General features: G+C 65.3%; 28 protein-coding genes and 1 pseudogene. All 29 read left to right on the forward strand.

The annotated features are described in order from the left end of the window. A pseudogene (tuf, locus tag RMO04_RS13390) lies at positions 1-162 on the forward strand (elongation factor Tu); the annotation flags it as partial. A 194-nt stretch (positions 163-356) separates the two neighbouring features. Beyond that, positions 357-1,850 carry an adenosine deaminase gene (locus tag RMO04_RS13395; RefSeq protein WP_309645278.1) on the forward strand — a complete coding sequence of 498 codons (1,494 nt, stop codon included), beginning with the start codon at positions 357-359 and terminating at the stop codon, positions 1,848-1,850. A 91-nt stretch (positions 1,851-1,941) separates the two neighbouring features. Further along, entirely contained in the window at positions 1,942-2,766 is an 825-nt protein-coding gene (locus RMO04_RS13400; protein ID WP_309645279.1) for a GIN domain-containing protein, read from the forward strand. Beyond that, positions 2,756-3,604, forward strand: coding sequence for a hypothetical protein (locus RMO04_RS13405; RefSeq protein ID WP_309645280.1), 849 nt, complete (start codon positions 2,756-2,758; stop codon positions 3,602-3,604). Before RMO04_RS13400 ends, RMO04_RS13405 begins: the two co-directional genes overlap by 11 nt. A gap of 312 nt (positions 3,605-3,916) precedes the next feature. Then, a complete protein-coding gene (gene rpsJ, locus RMO04_RS13410; RefSeq protein ID WP_254836839.1) occupies positions 3,917-4,225 on the forward strand; it encodes a 30S ribosomal protein S10 in 309 nt (102 codons plus the stop codon). Between the two features lie 12 nt (positions 4,226-4,237). Next, positions 4,238-4,993 carry a 50S ribosomal protein L3 gene (gene rplC, locus RMO04_RS13415; RefSeq protein ID WP_309645281.1) on the forward strand — a complete coding sequence of 252 codons (756 nt, stop codon included), beginning with the start codon at positions 4,238-4,240 and terminating at the stop codon, positions 4,991-4,993. Beyond that, positions 4,993-5,631 carry a 50S ribosomal protein L4 gene (gene rplD, locus RMO04_RS13420; RefSeq protein ID WP_309645282.1) on the forward strand — a complete coding sequence of 213 codons (639 nt, stop codon included), beginning with the start codon at positions 4,993-4,995 and terminating at the stop codon, positions 5,629-5,631. The genes rplC and rplD overlap by 1 nt, the downstream gene beginning before the upstream one ends. Beyond that, positions 5,631-5,930, forward strand: coding sequence for a 50S ribosomal protein L23 (locus RMO04_RS13425; RefSeq protein WP_309645283.1), 300 nt, complete (start codon positions 5,631-5,633; stop codon positions 5,928-5,930). The genes rplD and RMO04_RS13425 overlap by 1 nt, the downstream gene beginning before the upstream one ends. A 4-nt stretch (positions 5,931-5,934) precedes the next feature. After that, a complete protein-coding gene (gene rplB, locus RMO04_RS13430) occupies positions 5,935-6,771 on the forward strand; it encodes a 50S ribosomal protein L2 (protein ID WP_254836843.1) in 837 nt (278 codons plus the stop codon). A gap of 3 nt (positions 6,772-6,774) precedes the next feature. Next, entirely contained in the window at positions 6,775-7,053 is a 279-nt protein-coding gene (gene rpsS / locus RMO04_RS13435; RefSeq protein WP_056730050.1) for a 30S ribosomal protein S19, read from the forward strand. 2 nt (positions 7,054-7,055) lie between these two features. Beyond that, on the forward strand, positions 7,056-7,436 hold the full coding sequence (gene rplV, locus RMO04_RS13440) for a 50S ribosomal protein L22 (protein WP_254836844.1): 381 nt from the start codon (positions 7,056-7,058) through the stop codon (positions 7,434-7,436). After that, the gene (gene rpsC / locus RMO04_RS13445; protein WP_309645284.1) at positions 7,436-8,194 is read left to right on the forward strand and encodes a 30S ribosomal protein S3; all 759 of its coding nucleotides are present in this window, start codon (positions 7,436-7,438) and stop codon (positions 8,192-8,194) included. Before rplV ends, rpsC begins: the two co-directional genes overlap by 1 nt. Before the next feature lie 9 nt (positions 8,195-8,203). Further along, on the forward strand, positions 8,204-8,635 hold the full coding sequence (rplP, locus tag RMO04_RS13450) for a 50S ribosomal protein L16 (RefSeq protein WP_309645285.1): 432 nt from the start codon (positions 8,204-8,206) through the stop codon (positions 8,633-8,635). Continuing rightward, positions 8,635-8,829 carry a 50S ribosomal protein L29 gene (gene rpmC / locus RMO04_RS13455; RefSeq protein ID WP_309645286.1) on the forward strand — a complete coding sequence of 65 codons (195 nt, stop codon included), beginning with the start codon at positions 8,635-8,637 and terminating at the stop codon, positions 8,827-8,829. Before rplP ends, rpmC begins: the two co-directional genes overlap by 1 nt. A gap of 13 nt (positions 8,830-8,842) precedes the next feature. Next, a complete protein-coding gene (gene rpsQ, locus RMO04_RS13460) occupies positions 8,843-9,094 on the forward strand; it encodes a 30S ribosomal protein S17 (protein WP_309645287.1) in 252 nt (83 codons plus the stop codon). A 15-nt stretch (positions 9,095-9,109) separates the two neighbouring features. Further along, positions 9,110-9,478 (forward strand): 50S ribosomal protein L14, encoded by a 369-nt coding sequence (gene rplN, locus RMO04_RS13465; protein WP_056018090.1) that lies wholly within the window; start codon positions 9,110-9,112, stop codon positions 9,476-9,478. After that, positions 9,478-9,792, forward strand: coding sequence for a 50S ribosomal protein L24 (rplX, locus tag RMO04_RS13470; RefSeq protein WP_309645288.1), 315 nt, complete (start codon positions 9,478-9,480; stop codon positions 9,790-9,792). Before rplN ends, rplX begins: the two co-directional genes overlap by 1 nt. Further along, on the forward strand, positions 9,785-10,351 hold the full coding sequence (rplE, locus tag RMO04_RS13475) for a 50S ribosomal protein L5 (protein WP_309645289.1): 567 nt from the start codon (positions 9,785-9,787) through the stop codon (positions 10,349-10,351). Before rplX ends, rplE begins: the two co-directional genes overlap by 8 nt. 21 nt (positions 10,352-10,372) lie before the next feature. Further along, positions 10,373-10,678: a 30S ribosomal protein S14 gene (rpsN, locus tag RMO04_RS13480; protein WP_309645290.1), complete on the forward strand. Its 306-nt coding sequence runs from the start codon at positions 10,373-10,375 to the stop codon at positions 10,676-10,678. 10 nt (positions 10,679-10,688) lie between these two features. Continuing rightward, positions 10,689-11,084 (forward strand): 30S ribosomal protein S8, encoded by a 396-nt coding sequence (gene rpsH / locus RMO04_RS13485; protein ID WP_309645291.1) that lies wholly within the window; start codon positions 10,689-10,691, stop codon positions 11,082-11,084. Between the two features lies 1 nt (position 11,085). Beyond that, positions 11,086-11,619: a 50S ribosomal protein L6 gene (gene rplF / locus RMO04_RS13490; RefSeq protein WP_309645292.1), complete on the forward strand. Its 534-nt coding sequence runs from the start codon at positions 11,086-11,088 to the stop codon at positions 11,617-11,619. A 3-nt stretch (positions 11,620-11,622) separates the two neighbouring features. Further along, a complete protein-coding gene (gene rplR, locus RMO04_RS13495) occupies positions 11,623-11,982 on the forward strand; it encodes a 50S ribosomal protein L18 (protein ID WP_305675251.1) in 360 nt (119 codons plus the stop codon). 10 nt (positions 11,983-11,992) lie between these two features. Next, complete coding sequence (gene rpsE, locus RMO04_RS13500) at positions 11,993-12,601, forward strand: 30S ribosomal protein S5 (protein WP_309645293.1); 609 nt, start codon at positions 11,993-11,995, stop codon at positions 12,599-12,601. A gap of 3 nt (positions 12,602-12,604) precedes the next feature. Beyond that, on the forward strand, positions 12,605-12,784 hold the full coding sequence (gene rpmD, locus RMO04_RS13505) for a 50S ribosomal protein L30 (RefSeq protein WP_309645294.1): 180 nt from the start codon (positions 12,605-12,607) through the stop codon (positions 12,782-12,784). 130 nt (positions 12,785-12,914) lie between these two features. After that, a complete protein-coding gene (rplO, locus tag RMO04_RS13510) occupies positions 12,915-13,400 on the forward strand; it encodes a 50S ribosomal protein L15 (protein WP_309645295.1) in 486 nt (161 codons plus the stop codon). Between the two features lie 123 nt (positions 13,401-13,523). Further along, on the forward strand, positions 13,524-14,876 hold the full coding sequence (secY, locus tag RMO04_RS13515) for a preprotein translocase subunit SecY (RefSeq protein ID WP_309645296.1): 1,353 nt from the start codon (positions 13,524-13,526) through the stop codon (positions 14,874-14,876). Between the two features lie 64 nt (positions 14,877-14,940). Further along, positions 14,941-15,513, forward strand: coding sequence for an adenylate kinase (locus RMO04_RS13520; protein WP_309645297.1), 573 nt, complete (start codon positions 14,941-14,943; stop codon positions 15,511-15,513). A 192-nt stretch (positions 15,514-15,705) separates the two neighbouring features. Beyond that, positions 15,706-16,074, forward strand: a complete 369-nt coding sequence (rpsM, locus tag RMO04_RS13525; RefSeq protein WP_254836860.1) for a 30S ribosomal protein S13 — start codon at positions 15,706-15,708, stop codon at positions 16,072-16,074. A 13-nt stretch (positions 16,075-16,087) separates the two neighbouring features. After that, positions 16,088-16,477, forward strand: coding sequence for a 30S ribosomal protein S11 (rpsK, locus tag RMO04_RS13530; protein WP_254836861.1), 390 nt, complete (start codon positions 16,088-16,090; stop codon positions 16,475-16,477). Positions 16,478-16,581: the final 104 nt, after the last annotated feature.

Genomic DNA, 16,581 nt, shown 5'->3' on the forward strand with positions numbered 1-16,581 from the left:
ATCAAGCTCAAGGAAGGCGTTGAGATGATCATGCCCGGCGACAACGCCGAGCTGGACGTCGAGCTGATCACCCCGATCGCCATGGACCAGGGCCTGCGCTTCGCCATCCGCGAAGGCGGCCGCACCGTCGGCGCCGGCGTCGTGGCCAAGATCGTCGAATAGACGATCCACCCAGATCAAAGATCAGGCCGCCCAGGGAAACCCGGGCGGCCTTTTCTTTTGGGCGCGGGGCGCCCAATCCCCACCCCGGCCATCAGCAGCGAGGGAGTGGGCGAGCCTGTGTTCCCCTCATCCGCATGGAGTCCATCTTGACTCGACTCCCCGCCTCGGGCCGCTTGCGGCAAAGGAGACGGGGCATGATCGGGGCGTTGCGGAACTGGACGACGGGCCTGGCCCTGGCGCTCACCTGCGGAACGGCCCAGGCCGCTCCGGACCTTTCGGCCATGACGGCGGGCGAGCTCATCGCCTTCACCAAGGCCATGCCCAAGGGCGGCGAGCTGCACAATCACATTAGCGCGGCGGTCTTCCCCGAGACCTTGCTCCAGTGGGCTGTCGAGGATGGATTTTGCGTCGACCTCAAAGCCCTGGCCGTCCGCCTGGCCTGTCCCGCGACGGCCGATTACAAGTCCGCCGCGGCGGCCGTGACCGATCCCGAGACGCGGGTCGCCCTGATCGACAGCTTCAGCACTCGCCATCCGGGCTTCCGCGACCGGTCGGGCCATGACCAGTTCTTTGGGTCGTTCAGCCGCTTCGGCGCGGCCAGCAGCAAGCGTTCTGGCGATGTCTTGGCCGCCGTGATGGAGAGCCTGGCGGCGCAGAACACCTTCTATATTGAGGCCATGACCACGCCCCAGGGCGCGGGCGCCTATGCGTTGGGCCTGCGGGTCGGCTGGAAGGGCGGCGATCTCGCGGCGCAGCAGGCGGCCAACGCGGCGGGCGGGCTCGACAGGCTGGTCGCCGCGGCCATCGCCGAGACCGACGCCAGCGAGGGCCGTGCCCGTGAGATCCTGAAGTGCGGCACGCCGCAGGCGGCCAAGGGCTGCCAGGTCACGGTCCGCTTTCTGATGCAGACGATCCGTGTCCTGCCGCCGGAAGTCACGTTCGCCCAGCTCCAGTTGGGCGTGGCCCTGGTGGCCGCCGACAGGCGCTGGGTCGGGCTGCAGATGGTGGCGCCCGAGGACGATCCGGCCTCGCTCACCCACTATCGGCTGCACATGAAGATGGTCGAGGCGCTGACCGGGCGGGGCGTGAAGACGCCGGTGGCTCTGCACGCCGGGGAGCTCACCTTAAAGTACGCCACCCCGGAAGATCTGCGCTTCCATATCGCCGAGGCGGTGCGGATCGCCGGCGCCCGGCGGATAGGTCACGGAATCGACCTGCCCCATGAGGATGGCGCCGAGGTCCTGGCCGCGGAGATGGCGGCCAAGGGCGTGCTGGTGGAGGTCAACCTGACCTCCAACCACATCATCCTCGAGCTGTCGGGCGAACAGCATCCCTATCGGTGGCTTCGCCAGCGCGGCGTGCCGGTCAGTCTCTCCACCTACGACGCCGGGATCCTGCGCATCGACCTGTCCGGGGAGTACGCCCGCGCCGTGCAGGAACAGGGGGCCAGTTACGACGACCTGAAGCGCTCGGCGCGCAATGCTCTGGCCTTCTCGTTCCTGACGGGGGAGGGGCTTTGGAGCGACCCGAACCTATACCGCCGCCCCGCCAAGGCCTGCGCGGGTCAGATCGGGGCGGAGGTCCCGCGTCCCGGTCCCTGCGCCGACCTGGTGGCCGGAAGCGACAAGGCCCGCGAGCAGTGGCGCCACGAACGGGCGCTGAAGCTCTTCGAAACCCCGCCAAGATGACGTCCAGGTCATGACCTCGAATTAAGCTGACCCCGGGGGTCGCGCCGCCTACCGTCCTTGTGGGTTGTTCAACACAAGACGGAGGGGACCGATGCGTCTTCAGGCACTTATCGCGGGTCTCGGCCTGACCCTGGCGGCCGGCGCGGCTTATGCGGCAGAGGTCGAGATCAAGGATGCGGTGGCCCGCGTCACCGTGATCCCCGAGGCCCGCAGCGACATCAAGGTGGAGATCCTGTCCACCAACCCCAACCTGCCGCTCGAAATCCGCACCACGGGCGGCAAGACGATCATCGACGGCGATCTCGACCGCTCGATCCGCAACTGCGACACCGACAACGGCAAGATCACCGTTCAGGTCGGCCGCAAAACCTACCGCTTCGAGGACATGCCTCAGGTGGTCATCCGCACGCCGAAGGACGTCGATATCGAGGCGGGCGGCGCTGTGTTTGGCGCCGTGGGCAAGTCGGCCAGCCTCGAACTGTCCAACGCCGGATGCGGCGACTGGACGGTGGCCAATGTCGAGGGCCGCCTGAAGCTCATCCAGGCCGGATCAGGCGACACCAAGGTCGGCTCAGCGGGGCAGGCGAGCCTGCGTGTCGCGGGGTCGGGCGATATCAAGACACAGGCCATTCGCGGCGCCTTGGAAATTGATATCGCGGGCTCAGGCGACATCTGGAGCGCCTCGGTCTCCGGCCCGCTGGACGTCAAGGTCGCGGGCTCCGGCGACGTGAAAGTGGCCGGCGGCCAGGCCAGCGCCATGACGGTCTCGGTCGCAGGGTCGGGCGGCGTCGACTTTGATGGCGTGGCGCTCAGCCTCAAGGCGCGGATCGCGGGGTCCGGCGACGTCCACGTCCGCGAAGTCAAAGGCGACGTCTCCAAGGCGATCGTCGGCTCCGGCGCCGTCAATGTCGGTTAGCCGTTCAGTGGTCGCCCTGGCCGCGCTGCTCGTCGCGGCGGTCCAGGGCGGGCCGGCGCAGGCCGCGGCGCGGCTTGAGCCGGTCTGGACCCTGGCAGGTCTGGAATCGCCCGAGAGCGTGGCGCTCAGCGCCGACGGGACCTTCTTCTATGTGGCCAACGTGGCGGGGGAGGGCGACGCCAGGGATGGCCGGGGTTTCATCTCCCGTGTCTCGCGCGACGGCAAGATGCTCCAAAAGGAATGGGCGAGCGGCCTCCACGCCCCCAAGGGCGCCGTCCTCGCCCATGACCGGCTCTACGTGACCGATATCGACCGCCTGGTGGCGATCGATCTCGCCACCGGTGCGGCGATCGAGACCCACGCGGCGCCAGGCGCCAAGTTCCTGAACGACACGGCGCTCGCGCCGGACGGGACCCTGCTGTTCTCCGATTCCGCCAACGCCCGGATCTACGCCAAGGCGGGGAAGGGCGACGTGGTCATCTGGGCGGAGGCGCCGGAGCTCCGGGCCGTGAACGGCCTGTCGCCCGAGAAGGACCGCCTCGTCGTCACCACCATGGCCGGCAAGTTCCTGGCCATGGACTACAAGACCAAGGCGATCACGGTGCTGGCTGAGGGCATTGGCGACGGCGACGGTGTGGCCCGCCTGGACGACGGCCGCTACCTGGTCAGCGAATGGCCAGGGCGAATGTTCGAGGTCGGGCGGGGCGGGGCGATCAGCGTGATCCTCGACACCAAGGCTGCGCAGGGCTTCATGAACGACTTCATTCGGGTCGGCGACCAACTGATCGTGCCGAACTGGATGCCCGGCTCTCTCACTGCCTACCGGATCATTCAGTAGGGTCGGCGAGCGCGGTCGGAGGACTTCGCAGCCCTTGACGACACCGAGTCGCGCACGTATAGACGCGCCTCCTGTTGGACCGGCTGTGTGCTTCGAAGTGATTTGAAGCACAGACGCGGTTCGCGGAACGACCCGGGAGCCAGTCGCAAGCTGGGGTTTCGGGGCAAGGCCCTCGCGAAGGTTCGCGCGGGTCTATTTCGTTTTTGCGGACTTACGCGTACGTGCGCCTCTCGCGAGGCGTTCGGGTTGGTCTTTGAAATGGTCAAAGTCACGCGGACGGGCCGCCGTCTGTAGGGGAAACTGAAGAGCGATATGGATCGTCAGAACATCCGCATCCGGCTCAAGGCCTTCGATCACCGCGTGCTGGACCATTCCACACGCGAGATCGTCAATACGGCCAAGCGCACCGGCGCGACCGTCCGCGGGCCTATCCCGCTGCCGACGCACATCAACAAATTCACCGTCAACCGCTCGCCGCACATCGACAAGAAGTCGCGCGAGCAGTTCGAAATCCGCACGCATAAGCGCGTGCTCGATATCGTCGACCCCACCCCGCAGACCGTGGACGCGCTCATGAAGCTCGACCTGTCCGCCGGCGTGGACGTCGAGATCAAGCTTTAAGGGGTCCTACCGATGCGTACCGGTGTGATCGCCAAGAAACTGGGCATGGCGCGCTTCTTCGATGAAGCGGGAACCCATGTGCCGGTGACCGTCCTCAGCCTCGAAGGCTGTTCGGTCACCGCTCAGCGGACCCAGGATAAAGACGGCTATGTCGCGCTCCAGCTCGGGGCCGGCGCCAAGAAGCCGAAGAACACCTCCAAGGCCATGCGCGGCCACTTCGCCAAGGGTGAAGTCGAGCCGAAGCACGAACTCGCCGAGTTCCGCGTGACCGAGGACAACCTGATCGACGTGGGCGCCGAGCTCACCGCCGACCACTTCCTCGCCGGCCAGAAGGTCGACGTCACGGGAACCACGGTCGGTAAGGGTTTCCAGGGCGCCATGAAGCGCTGGAACTTCGGCGGCATGCGGGCCACCCACGGGGTGTCCGTCTCCCACCGGGCCCACGGCTCGACCGGTCAGCGCCAGGATCCTGGCAAGACCTTCAAGGGCAAGAAGATGGCCGGCCACCTCGGCCAGGAAACCGTCACCACCCTGAACGTCACTGTCTGGCGCGTCGACACCGAGCGCGGCCTGATCCTCATCAAGGGCGCCGTACCCGGTACGGAAGGCTCCTACGTGAAGATCCGCGACGCGGTGAAGTCGGCCCGTCCGGCGGACGTCCCGTTCCCGGGCGCGTTCCGCAAGGCCGGTCAAGCCGCGGCGGCTCCGGTCGCCGAGACTCCGGCTGTTGAAGAGGCTCCGGCCGAAGCTGGGGGCGAAGACCAATAATGAAACTCGACGTCATCAAGCTCGACGGCTCGAAGGGTGGTTCGATCGAACTGTCCGACGCCGTCTTCGGCATCGAAGAAATCCGTGGGGACATCCTGCAGCGGGTCGTGACCTGGCAGCTCGCCAAGCGTCGCGCCGGCACCCACAAGATTCAGGTCCGTAACGAGGTCTCTCGCACGGGCAAGAAGATGTACAAGCAGAAGGGCACCGGCGGCGCCCGTCACGGTTCGCGCCGTGCGGCCCAGTTCGTCGGCGGCGCCAAGGCCCACGGTCCCGTGGTCCGCAGCCACGCATTCGACCTGACCAAGAAGTTCCGGGCTCTTGGCCTTCGCCACGCGCTCAGCTCCAAGGTGAAGTCGGGCTCGCTGGTCATCGTCGACAGCGTGACCCTCTCCGATCCGAAGACCGCCGGCCTCCGCGCCACGCTGTCCAAGATGGGTCTGAAGAACGCGCTGGTCATCGCCGGCGCCGAAGTGGACGCGAACTTCAAGCTCGCCGCCCGCAACATTCCCAACGTGGACGTGCTGCCGAACGCCGGCCTGAACGTCTATGACGTGCTGCGTCGCCACACCCTCGTCCTCACCAAGGACGCGGTCGAAGCGATCAACGCGCGCTATGCCGAGAAGGAAGCCGCGTAATGGCCGACCCAGTCGCCCGCCACTACGACGCGATCCTGTCGCCGGTGATCACGGAAAAGGCCACCCTGCTGTCCGAGCAGAATAAGGTGGTGTTCCGGGTCGCCCTGGACGCGTCCAAGGACGAAATCGCCGCGGCCGTCGAGGCGCTGTTCAAAGTCAATGTCACCAAGGTCAACACCCTGGTCGTCAAGGGCAAGACCAAGCGTTTCCGTGGCCGTCCCGGTCGTCGTAACGACGTCAAGAAAGCTGTCGTGACCCTGGCCGAAGGCCAGTCCATCGACATCACCACGGGGCTCTAGTCAAATGGCCTTGAAGCAATTCAATCCGACCTCTCCCGGCCGTCGCGGCCTGGTCCTGGTCGACCGGTCCGAGCTCCACAAGGGCAAGCCGGAAAAGTCGCTCGTCCAAGGTCTGACCAAGTCGGGCGGTCGTGGCGGCGGTGGCCGTATCGCGGTCCGCTTCCGCGGCGGCGGCGCGAAGCGCCTCTATCGCGTGGTCGACTTCAAGCGTCGCAAGTTCGACGTGCCGGCGACCGTCCAGCGTCTCGAGTACGACCCGAACCGCACCGCCTTCATCGCGCTGATCAAGTACGACGATGGTGAGCTGGCCTACATCCTGGCCCCGCAGCGCCTGAAGGCCGGCGACGTGGTGATCGCGGCTGAAAAGGCCGACGTGAAGCCGGGCAACGCCATGCCGCTGCGCGGCATGCCGATCGGCACGATCATCCACAATGTCGAGCTGAAGCCCCTCAAGGGCGGGCAGATCGCCCGTTCCGCCGGCGCCTACGCTCAGCTGGTCGGCCGCGACAGCGGTTATGCTCAGATCCGCCTGAACTCGGGCGAGCTGCGCATGGTGCAGGATACCTGCATGGCCACCATCGGCGCCGTCTCGAACCAGGATCATATGAACCAAGTTCTCGGCAAGGCCGGCCGCGTCCGCCACATGGGCTTCCGCCCGCACGTCCGCGGCGTCGTCATGAACCCGGTCGACCACCCGCACGGCGGCGGTGAAGGCCGCACCTCCGGCGGTCGCCACCCGGTGACCCCGTGGGGCAAGCCGACCAAGGGCGCCAAGACCCGTTCTAACAAGGCGACGGATAAGTACATCATCCGTTCGCGCCACGCTCGGAAGGCTCGCTAAGCCATGACCCGTTCCGTCTGGAAAGGTCCGTTCGTCGACGGATACCTGCTCAAGAAGGCCGAAACCGCCCAAGGTTCCGGCCGCAAGGATGTGATCAAGACCTGGTCGCGTCGCTCCACCATCATGCCGCAGTTCGTCGGCCTGACCTTCGGCGTGCACAACGGCCAAAAGCATGTGCCCGTCCTGGTCAGTGAAGACATGGTCGGCATGAAGCTCGGTGAATTCGCCCCCACCCGGTACTTCCCGGGCCACGCGGCCGACAAGAAGGCCAAGAGGAAGTAGCCATGGCTAAGCAAGCAAAAGCGCGCCGGCTCACCGGCGTCGAGGCGATGGCCAAGGTGACGACTCTCCGCACCAGCCCCCGCAAGTTGAACCTGGTCGCTCAGTCGATCCGCGGCCTCAAGGTGCAGCGGGCCCTGAACGAGCTCGAGTTCAGCCACAAGCGCATCGCGCGCGACGTGCGCAAGGCGCTCTATTCGGCGATCTCGAACGCTGAGAACAACCACAACCTCGACATCGACAACCTTGTCGTGTCCGAGGCCTTCGTGGGTAAGAACCTGGTTATGAAGCGCTTCGCCGCCCGCGCTCGCGGTCGTGCTTCCCGCATCGAAAAGCCGTTCAGCGAGATCACCATCGTGGTCCGCGAATTGGGTGAGGCCGCCTGATGGGTCAAAAAGTAAATCCGGTCGGGCTTCGCCTCGGCATCAATCGCACCTGGGACAGCCGTTGGTTCGCCGACGGCCCGGACTACGGTCGGATGCTCCACGAAGACCTGAAGATCCGTAAGAACCTGAAGAAGCGCCTGTATCAGGCCAGCGTCTCGCGCATCATCATCGAGCGTCCGCACAAGAAGTGCCGGATCACGATCTATGCGGCCCGCCCCGGTGTCATCATCGGCAAGAAGGGCGCGGACATCGAGAAGCTGCGCAAGGACATCGCGGCGATGACTCAGGGTGAAGTTCACCTGAACATCATCGAGATCCGCAAGCCCGAGACCGACGCTCAACTGGTGGCTGAGAACATCGCCCAGCAGCTCGAGCGTCGCGTGGCTTTCCGCCGCGCCATGAAGCGTGCGCTGCAAAGCGGCATGCGTCTGGGCGCCAAGGGCATGCGCATCGAAGTCTCGGGTCGCCTCGGCGGCGCGGAAATCGCCCGCGCTGAATCGTATCACGAGGGCCGGGTGCCGCGTCACACGCTGCGCGCCGACATCGACTACGGCGTCACCGAAGCCAAGACGACCTACGGCATCATCGGCGTGAAGGTGTGGGTCTTCAAAGGCGAAGTTCTCGACCACGATCCGATGGCGCTGGACAAGCGCCTGGCCACCGAATCCGGCCCGGCCGGCGAAGGCGGCGGTCGTGACCGTTCGGGCGACCGTCCCGATCGCGGTCGTCGTGACCGCCGCGAGCAAGCTGGAGCCTAGGGTAGAGCCATGCTGTCTCCGAAAAAGACCAAGTACCGCAAGCAGTTCAAGGGCAAGATCCACGGAACGGCGAAGGGTGGCTTCTCGCTGACCTTCGGTTCCTATGGCCTCAAGTCCGTTGAGCCGGAACGCATCACCGCGCGTCAGATCGAAGCCGCTCGTCGGGCGATCACTCGCCAGATGAAGCGCCAAGGCCGCGTGTGGATCCGGATCTTCCCGGACGTGCCGGTCACCGATAAGCCGGCGGAAGTGCGGATGGGTAAGGGCAAGGGCGCGGTCGAGTACTGGGCCGCGCGCGTTCACCCCGGCCGTATCATGTTTGAAATCGACGGCGTGCCGGACGATGTGGCCCGTGAAGCCCTGCGCCTCGGCGCGGCGAAGCTTCCGGTGAAGACCCGCATCGTCACCCGGATCGACGCCCCTGTGGCGGAGGCCGCGTGATGAAGATCGACGACATCCGGGGCATGACGCCCGACCAACTCAGCGAGAACCTGCTGAGCCTGAAGAAAGAGCAGTTCAACCTGCGCTTCCAGGCGGCGACGGGCCAGGTTGAGAAGACCCACCGCGTCGACCAGGTCCGCAAGGACATCGCGCGGATCAAGACCGTCCTGCGCTCCAAGCAGACCGCGGCCTAAGGAGACAACGAACATGCCCAAGCGAATTCTCGAAGGCGTCGTCGTCTCCGACAAGGGTGACAAGACGATCGTGGTGAAGGTCGAGCGGACCTTCCTGCATCCGGTGCTGAAGAAGACCGTTCGTCGGTCGAAGAAGTACCACGCCCATGACGAGGCCAACGCCTACAAGGCCGGCGAGGTCGCCCGCATCATCGAATGCGCGCCCAAGTCGAAAACCAAAACCTGGGAAGCGCTGCCTAAGGGCGCCTCCCAAGCCGCGTCGTAAGGAAGGTCTGATCCTATGATCCAGATGCAGACTAACCTCGAAGTCGCCGACAATTCCGGCGCGCGTCGTGTGATGTGCATCAAGGTGCTCGGCGGCGCTGGCCGTCGTTACGCCGGCGTGGGCGACAAGATCGTCGTCTCCGTCAAGGAAGCCATTCCGCGCGGTCGCGTGAAGAAGGGCGACGTGCTGCAGGCGATCGTCGTGCGCACGTCCTCGGCGATCAAGCGCAAGGACGGCTCGGTGATCCGTTTCGACAAGAACGCCGCCGTCATCGTGAACAAGCAGAGCGAGCCGATCGGCACGCGGATCTTCGGCCCGGTTCCCCGTGAACTGCGCGCCAAGAACCACATGAAGATCATCTCGCTCGCTCCTGAGGTGCTGTGATGGCCGCGAAGATCAAGAAGGGGGACCGCGTCGTGGTCCTCGCCGGCAAGGACAAGGGCCGCCAAGGCAATGTCCTGAAGGTTCTGCCCAAGGACGAGCGCGTCGTCGTGGAAGGCCTGAACATGGTTCAGCGTCACACCCGTCCGACGCAATCCGACCCGCAGGGCGGCATCAAGAACAAGGAAGCCGCGCTGCACGTCTCGAACGTCGCCATCGTGGACTCCAAGGGCAAGCCGACCCGTGTCGGTTTCCGGGTCGAAGGCGACAAGAAGGTCCGCGTCGCCAAGACGACCGGTGAGGTGATCAATGGCTGAGCAACCTTATGAGCCGCGGCTGAAGTCCGAATATCGCACGCGCATCCGCGCGGTGATGAAGGAGCAGTTCGGCTATACCAACGAAATGCAGATCCCCAAGTTGGACAAGATCGTCCTGAACATGGGGATCGGCGAAGCGGTGTCTGACTCCAAGAAGATCAACGCCGCCATCGCCGACCTGACGAAGATCGCCGGCCAGAAGCCGGTGACCACCAAGGCGCGCAACTCCATCGCCGGCTTCAAGCTGCGCGAAGGCATGGTGATCGGCGCCAAGGTGACGCTTCGCAAGGACCGCATGTACGAGTTCCTCGACCGTCTCATCACCATCGCGCTGCCGCGGGTGCGGGACTTCCGGGGCCTCAAGCCGACTTCGTTCGACGGTCGCGGCAACTACGCCATGGGTCTGAAGGAGCACATCGTGTTCCCGGAGATCAACTACGACCAGATCGACCAAATGTGGGGCATGGACATCATTGTCGCCACGACTGCGAAGACCGATGACGAAGCTCGCTTGCTTCTGAAGGAATTCCAGTTCCCGTTCGTTCAAGCTCAAGCGTAAGCGGCGGGAAGGAAAGAGAAAATGGCCAAGAAAAGCGCCGTCAACCGCAATGAGATGGTCCGCAAGCTGGTGAAGCAATTCGCCGCCAAGCGGGAAGCCCTCAAGGCGATCGCCAACAACGAGTCCCTGCCGCTCGAAGAACGCTTCGAAGCCCGGCTGAAGCTCGCCGAGCTGCCGCGCAACTCGTCCAAGACCCGCATCCGTAACCGGTGCGAAGTCACGGGTCGCCCGCGCGCCTACTACCGCAAACTGCGGATGAGCCGGATCGCCCTGCGCGACCTGGGTTCCATGGGCCAGATTCCTGGCCTCGTTAAGTCGAGCTGGTGAGGAGGGTCCAATGGTGAACGACCCCGTTGGCGATATGATCGCCCGCATCAAGAACGCCGCGACCCGCGGCCGTTCGAAGGTTTCCACGCCGGCCTCGAAGATGCGCGCGCGCGTCCTCGATGTGCTCGCCGAGGAAGGCTACATCCGCGGCTATCAGATGGTCGAGAAGCCGGGCGCTTTCCCGGAATTCGAGATCGAGCTGAAGTACTTCGACGGACAGCCGGTGATCGTTGAGATCCGCCGCGTGTCGAAGCCGGGCCGTCGGGTCTATTCGTCGATCAAGGACCTGAAGCCGATCAAGAACGGCCTCGGGATCTCGATCCTGTCGACGCCGAAGGGCGTCATGTCGGACACGGCCGCGCGTGACGCGAACGTGGGCGGCGAAGTCCTTTGCCGGGTCTACTGATATGTCGCGTATCGGAAAGAAGGCGGTCGCCGTACCCTCTGGGGTGACGGTCACCATCGACGGTCAGACGGTGACGGTGAAGGGGCCCAAGGGCCAACTCTCCTGGACCGTGGCCGAAGAGATCGAAATCAAGCAGGAAGGCGCCGAGCTTCTCCTGACCAAGCGGGTCGACACCACGCGGGCGCAAGCCATGTGGGGCCTTTCGCGCACCCTGATCGCCAACATGGTGCAGGGTGTGACGGACGGTTTCGAGCGCACGCTGGAACTGGTCGGCGTCGGCTATCGCGCGGCGATGAAGGGCAATGCGCTCTCCATGCAGCTGGGCTTCAGCCACGACGTGGACGTGCCGCCGCCTGAAGGCGTCACCTTCGCCACGCCGAAGCAGACCGAGATCAAGATCTCGGGCATCGACAAGCAGGTCGTGGGCGAAATCGCCTCGCAAATCCGTCGTCTGCGTCCGCCGGAGCCCTACAAGGGCAAGGGTGTCCGCTACGCCGGCGAGAAGGTTCGCCGCAAGGAAGGCAAGAAGAAGTAGGCCATGGCTCTTAAACCCCGTGACACCGCCAAGCGGCGCGCCGAGCGCAACCGCATCCGTCTGCGGTCCGTGGCGAACGGCCGGCCGCGTCTGTCGGTCTTCCGCTCGTCCAAGAATATCTACGCCCAGGTCATCGATGATGAGCGCGGCGTGACCCTGGCCGCCGCCTCCACCCTCGAAGAGGGCGAGAAGACGGCCAAGGGCTCGGACAAGGACGCCGCCGCCCGCGTCGGCGCCCTCGTGGCCCAACGCGCCATCGAAAAGGGCGTCAAGGACGTCGTCTTCGATCGTGGCGGCTACATCTATCACGGCCGGGTGAAAGCGCTGGCCGACGCCGCGCGCGAAGCCGGCTTGAACTTCTAGGGGTACCCAGATGGCTCGTGGAAACTCACAAGGCGGCGAAGGCGGTCAACGCCGGGACCGCAACCGGGGCGCTCCGCAGGAAGAGCGCGCCGACAGCGACATCGTCGAAAAGCTGGTGCACATCAACCGCGTCGCCGCCACCGTGAAGGGCGGCCGCCGCTTCTCGTTCGCCGCCTTGAGGGTGGTGGGCGATCAGAAGGGCCGCGTCGGCTTCGGCCATGGCAAGGCGCGTGAAGTGCCGGAAGCCATCCGCAAGGCGACCGAGGAAGCCAAGAAGACCATGATCCGCGTGCCGCTCCGCGAGAGCCGCACCCTGCACCACGACGGCAATGGCCGTTGGGGCGCCGGCAAGGTCATGGTTCGCGCCGCGCCTCCCGGCACCGGCGTCATCGCCGGCGGTCCGATGCGTGCTGTTCTCGAAACCCTGGGCATCCAGGACGTCGTGGGCAAGTCGGTCGGTTCGTCGAACCCCTACAACATGGTGCGCGCGACCTTCGAGGCGCTGAAGGCTCAGTCTTCGCCTCGCCAGGTCGCCGCCAAGCGCGGCAAGAAGGTCGCTGACGTCCTTGGCCGCCGCGCCGACGGCGCCTCGGCCGTCGCCGCCGCCGACGGAGAGTAAGTCATGGCTAAGGTGACCGTTCGTCAGACGGCGAGCCCCATTCGCCGCAAGCAGGACCAGCGCGCGACCCTCGCGGGCCTGGGCCTCAACAAGATCGGCCGCGTGTCGGTCCTGGAGGACACCCCGTCGGTTCGCGGGATGATCGCCAAGGTCCAGCACATGGTGGAAGTGGTCGAAGGCTAAGGTCTTTCGACTGGACGATTAGGAGAGGCGGCGCCAAAAGCGTCGCCTCTTCGGCCGTTTCGGCGGCCGCTCAACATCAGCCGAGTCCGGGCAAGCGCCTGGGCGACAGATCTCCAAGGAGAGGCGTCACATGACCAAGCTCAACGAACTTTCGCCCGCGCCCGGTTCGACCAAGAACCGCATGCGCGTCGGCCGTGGCCCGGGTTCGGGCAAGGGCAAGACCGCCGGCCGCGGCGTCAAGGGCCAGAAGGCCCGCTCCGGCGTCGCCATCGCCGGCTTCGAAGGCGGCCAGATGCCGCTGCACATGCGCATGCCCAAGCGCGGCTTCAACAACCCCTTCGCCAAGCAGTTCGCCGAAGTGAACCTGTGGCGTCTCGAGCAGGCGATCGCCGCCGGCAAGCTCGACGCCAAGAAGGCCATCGACGCCGACGTGCTAATCGCCGCGGGCGTGGTGCGTCGCAAGAAGGACGGCCTGCGCCTGCTGGGCAAGGGTGAGATCACCACCAAGATCGACATCACGGTCTATTCCGCGTCCGCCGCCGCCAAGGCCGCGGTCGAGAAGGCTGGCGGCAAGGTCACCCTGACCGCGCCCGTCGTTGCTGAAGCCGCCGAATAACGCCGTCCGTCCCCGCCTGGCGGGGACATGACTCTGGCCATCCGGTCGCCCAAGCGGGGGACCGGATGACAGCGCAGGACGGACACCCTATGTACGACCGGTCCTGAACGTCTGGGGAACTACATGGCTTCGGCCGCCGAACAGCTCGCAGCAAACATGAACTTCGGCGCCTTCCAGAAGGCGACCGAACTTCACCAGCGCATCTGGTTCACCTTGGGGGCGCTGATCGCCTACCGGCTGGGGACCTATATCCCGATCCCCGGCATCGATCCGGTCGCCTTCGCCCAGGCCTTCACCGGCCAGAGCCAGGGCATCCTGGGCATGTTCAACATGTTCTCCGGGGGCGCCGTCGAACGGATGGCGATCTTCTCGCTGAACGTGATGCCCTACATCTCGGCTTCGATCATCGTTCAGCTCCTGCAGACGGTCTATCCGCCGTGGGAGAAGCTGAAGAAGGAAGGCGGGGAGGCGGGGCGCAAGCAGCTCAACCAGTACACGCGCTACCTGACCGTGGTCCTGGCCCTGTTCCAGTCCTTCGCCATCGCCACGGGGCTGCAATCCAGCCCTGGCCTGGTGCTGAATCCCGGCGTCTTCTTCCTGGTCTCGACGGTCGTGACGCTCACCGGCGGCACCCTGCTGCTGATGTGGATGGGCGAGCAGATCACCGCGCGCGGCGTCGGCAACGGCGTCTCGCTGATCATCTTCGCTGGCATCGTGGCGGTCCTGCCGCGCGGCGTGTGGCAGATGTTCTCCATGACGCGGACCGGCTCGCTGTCGGGCTTCGCCATGCTGGCGATCATCGTCCTGGCCATCGCCGTGGTCTTCGCCATCGTGTTCATGGAACGCTCGCAGCGCCGCCTGCTGGTCCAATATCCGAAGCGCCAGCAGGGCAACCGCATGTTCGGCGGCGACACCTCGTTCCTGCCGCTGAAGATCAACACCGCCGGCGTCATCCCGCCGATCTTCGCCTCGTCCCTGCTGCTGCTGCCGACCACGGCGCTCAGCTTCCTGACGACCGCTGAGCTGCCGGCCTGGGGGCAATGGCTGCCCTCGGCGGTCGGCGCGCTGCAGCACGGCCAGCCGGCGTTCATGGTGCTGTACGGCGCCCTGATCGTGTTCTTCTGCTTCTTCTACACCTCGGTCGTCTTCAATCCCGACGACACCGCCGAGAACCTCCGCAAGTATGGCGGCTTCCTGCCGGGCATCCGGCCAGGCAAGCGCACCGCCGAGTATCTGGACTATGTGCTCACCCGGTTGACGGTCATCGGGGCGGCCTACATCACCCTGGTCTGCCTGCTGCCGGAAGCCTTGATCGGCTTCTACAAGGCGCCGTTCTATCTGGGCGGCACGTCGCTGCTGATCGTGGTGAGCGTCACCATGGACACCGTGACCCAGATCCAGTCGCATCTCCTGGCCCACCAGTACGAAGGCCTGATCAAGAAGTCGAAGCTGCGCGGGGGCCGCGGAGCTCGATAGGAGAGCGCTTGCTATTAGGCCGGCCCGAATGGGAACGACCGGCGGGGAGGGGAATATTTAAGCGATGAATTTGATCTTGTTCGGCCCGCCGGCGGCGGGGAAGGGCACCCAGGCCAAGCGCCTGGTGGATAGCCGAAAGATGGTTCAGCTCTCCACTGGAGACATGCTGCGCGCCGCGATCGCCTCGGGCACCGAGCTCGGCCAGCGGGTGGCCGGCGTCATGGAGCGCGGCGAGCTGGTCACCGACGAGATCGTCGTCGCCCTGATCGAGGAGCGCCTGCCGGAAGCCGAGGCCGCCGGCGGCGCGATCTTCGACGGATTTCCCCGTACCTTGGCCCAGGCCAAGGCCCTGGACGTCATGCTGGAGCAGCGCGGCGCCCGAATCGACCTAGTGGTCCGCCTCAAGGTCGATGACGAACAACTTCTGGAGCGGGTGGCCGGCCGATTCGCCGAGTCCGGCCGTCCCGACGACAATCCCGAGAGCTTCAAGGTGAGGCTCGCGGCCTACAACGACCAGACCGCTCCGCTGCTGCCCTACTACCAAAACCACGGGAAACTCGTGGAAGTGGACGGCATGGGTTCGATCGAAGACGTATCTGCCGGCATCGACAAGGCCCTAGACGCCCCGCGCCAGTAGACATTAGCCCTCGTGATCGCGTGGAGCCTGAAAAGGTTCAAATTCTCGCGATTGCGCCATTGACGGAAACGCAACGTTCCCTATAACGGTGCGCTTCCGCGAAAGGGCGCGAAAGACGTGCCGGCCTTCCCACTTGGGATTCTGGGCCGGGGCGCCGTTCGCGCTTCTCTGCGTGACCAGGAGAATCTACGCGTGGCCCGTATCGCTGGCGTCAACATTCCGACTAACAAGCGCGTCGTTATCGCGCTGCAGTACATCCATGGCATCGGCCAGGCGAAAGCCGCCGAGATCGTCAGCAAGGTTGGCATCGAGGACGCGCGCCGCGTCAATCAGCTCACCGATGCGGAAGTCCTGCAAATCCGCGAGACCATCGACCGCGACTATATGGTCGAGGGCGATCTGCGTCGCGACACCGCGGTCAACATCAAGCGTTTGATGGACCTGGCCTGCTATCGCGGCCTGCGTCACCGCAAGGGTCTGCCGGTCCGCGGCCAACGCACTCACACCAATGCTCGCACCCGCAAGGGCCCGGCCAAGCCGATCGCCGGCAAGAAGAAGTAAGAGAGCTTAGTCGATGGCCAAGGAACCGACGCGCGTCAAACGTCGCGAGCGCAAGAACATCACCTCGGGCGTCGCCCACGTGAACGCCTCGTTCAACAACACGATGATCACCATCACCGACGCGCAGGGGAACACCATCTCGTGGTCGTCCGCGGGCATGATGGGGTTCAAGGGCTCCCGGAAGTCGACGCCTTACGCCGCCCAGATGGCGGCCGAGGACGCCGGCAAGAAGGCGGCTGAACACGGCGTCAAGACGCTGGAAGTCAACGTTTCGGGTCCGGGTTCGGGCCGTGAATCGGCGCTTCGCGCTCTGCAGTCGGTCGGCATGACGATCACCACCATCCGTGACGTGACCCCCATTCCGCACAACGGCTGCCGGCCGCCCAAGCGCCGGCGCGTCTGAGTACTAAAGTACGACACTCTCCCTGCGCCGGACCGCGATTTCGCGTCCGGCGATCCTGCGTTTCGAGGGACATCTCTACGTGATCGAAAGAAACTGGAACGAGC

It is taken from the genome of Phenylobacterium sp. (genome assembly GCF_031412415.1).
Classification (GTDB): Bacteria; Pseudomonadota; Alphaproteobacteria; order Caulobacterales; family Caulobacteraceae; genus Phenylobacterium.

Coding starts and splice junctions, on each gene's coding strand:
- rplE (WP_309645289.1), top strand. CDS start 9,785: ATGGCTGAGCAACCTTATGAGCCGCGGCTGAAGTCCGAATATCGCACG.
- RMO04_RS13395 (WP_309645278.1), top strand. CDS start 357: ATGATCGGGGCGTTGCGGAACTGGACGACGGGCCTGGCCCTGGCGCTC.
- rpmD (WP_309645294.1), top strand. CDS start 12,605: ATGGCTAAGGTGACCGTTCGTCAGACGGCGAGCCCCATTCGCCGCAAG.
- rpsE (WP_309645293.1), top strand. CDS start 11,993: ATGGCTCGTGGAAACTCACAAGGCGGCGAAGGCGGTCAACGCCGGGAC.
- rplN (WP_056018090.1), top strand. CDS start 9,110: ATGATCCAGATGCAGACTAACCTCGAAGTCGCCGACAATTCCGGCGCG.
- rpsH (WP_309645291.1), top strand. CDS start 10,689: ATGGTGAACGACCCCGTTGGCGATATGATCGCCCGCATCAAGAACGCC.
- rpmC (WP_309645286.1), top strand. CDS start 8,635: ATGAAGATCGACGACATCCGGGGCATGACGCCCGACCAACTCAGCGAG.
- rplO (WP_309645295.1), top strand. CDS start 12,915: ATGACCAAGCTCAACGAACTTTCGCCCGCGCCCGGTTCGACCAAGAAC.
- rpsS (WP_056730050.1), top strand. CDS start 6,775: ATGACCCGTTCCGTCTGGAAAGGTCCGTTCGTCGACGGATACCTGCTC.
- rplR (WP_305675251.1), top strand. CDS start 11,623: ATGGCTCTTAAACCCCGTGACACCGCCAAGCGGCGCGCCGAGCGCAAC.
- rplX (WP_309645288.1), top strand. CDS start 9,478: ATGGCCGCGAAGATCAAGAAGGGGGACCGCGTCGTGGTCCTCGCCGGC.
- rpsC (WP_309645284.1), top strand. CDS start 7,436: ATGGGTCAAAAAGTAAATCCGGTCGGGCTTCGCCTCGGCATCAATCGC.
- rplV (WP_254836844.1), top strand. CDS start 7,056: ATGGCTAAGCAAGCAAAAGCGCGCCGGCTCACCGGCGTCGAGGCGATG.
- rplB (WP_254836843.1), top strand. CDS start 5,935: ATGGCCTTGAAGCAATTCAATCCGACCTCTCCCGGCCGTCGCGGCCTG.
- rplC (WP_309645281.1), top strand. CDS start 4,238: ATGCGTACCGGTGTGATCGCCAAGAAACTGGGCATGGCGCGCTTCTTC.
- RMO04_RS13520 (WP_309645297.1), top strand. CDS start 14,941: ATGAATTTGATCTTGTTCGGCCCGCCGGCGGCGGGGAAGGGCACCCAG.
- RMO04_RS13405 (WP_309645280.1), top strand. CDS start 2,756: ATGTCGGTTAGCCGTTCAGTGGTCGCCCTGGCCGCGCTGCTCGTCGCG.
- rpsJ (WP_254836839.1), top strand. CDS start 3,917: ATGGATCGTCAGAACATCCGCATCCGGCTCAAGGCCTTCGATCACCGC.
- rpsK (WP_254836861.1), top strand. CDS start 16,088: ATGGCCAAGGAACCGACGCGCGTCAAACGTCGCGAGCGCAAGAACATC.
- rpsN (WP_309645290.1), top strand. CDS start 10,373: ATGGCCAAGAAAAGCGCCGTCAACCGCAATGAGATGGTCCGCAAGCTG.
- rplP (WP_309645285.1), top strand. CDS start 8,204: ATGCTGTCTCCGAAAAAGACCAAGTACCGCAAGCAGTTCAAGGGCAAG.
- rplF (WP_309645292.1), top strand. CDS start 11,086: ATGTCGCGTATCGGAAAGAAGGCGGTCGCCGTACCCTCTGGGGTGACG.
- RMO04_RS13425 (WP_309645283.1), top strand. CDS start 5,631: ATGGCCGACCCAGTCGCCCGCCACTACGACGCGATCCTGTCGCCGGTG.
- rplD (WP_309645282.1), top strand. CDS start 4,993: ATGAAACTCGACGTCATCAAGCTCGACGGCTCGAAGGGTGGTTCGATC.
- RMO04_RS13400 (WP_309645279.1), top strand. CDS start 1,942: ATGCGTCTTCAGGCACTTATCGCGGGTCTCGGCCTGACCCTGGCGGCC.
- secY (WP_309645296.1), top strand. CDS start 13,524: ATGGCTTCGGCCGCCGAACAGCTCGCAGCAAACATGAACTTCGGCGCC.
- rpsQ (WP_309645287.1), top strand. CDS start 8,843: ATGCCCAAGCGAATTCTCGAAGGCGTCGTCGTCTCCGACAAGGGTGAC.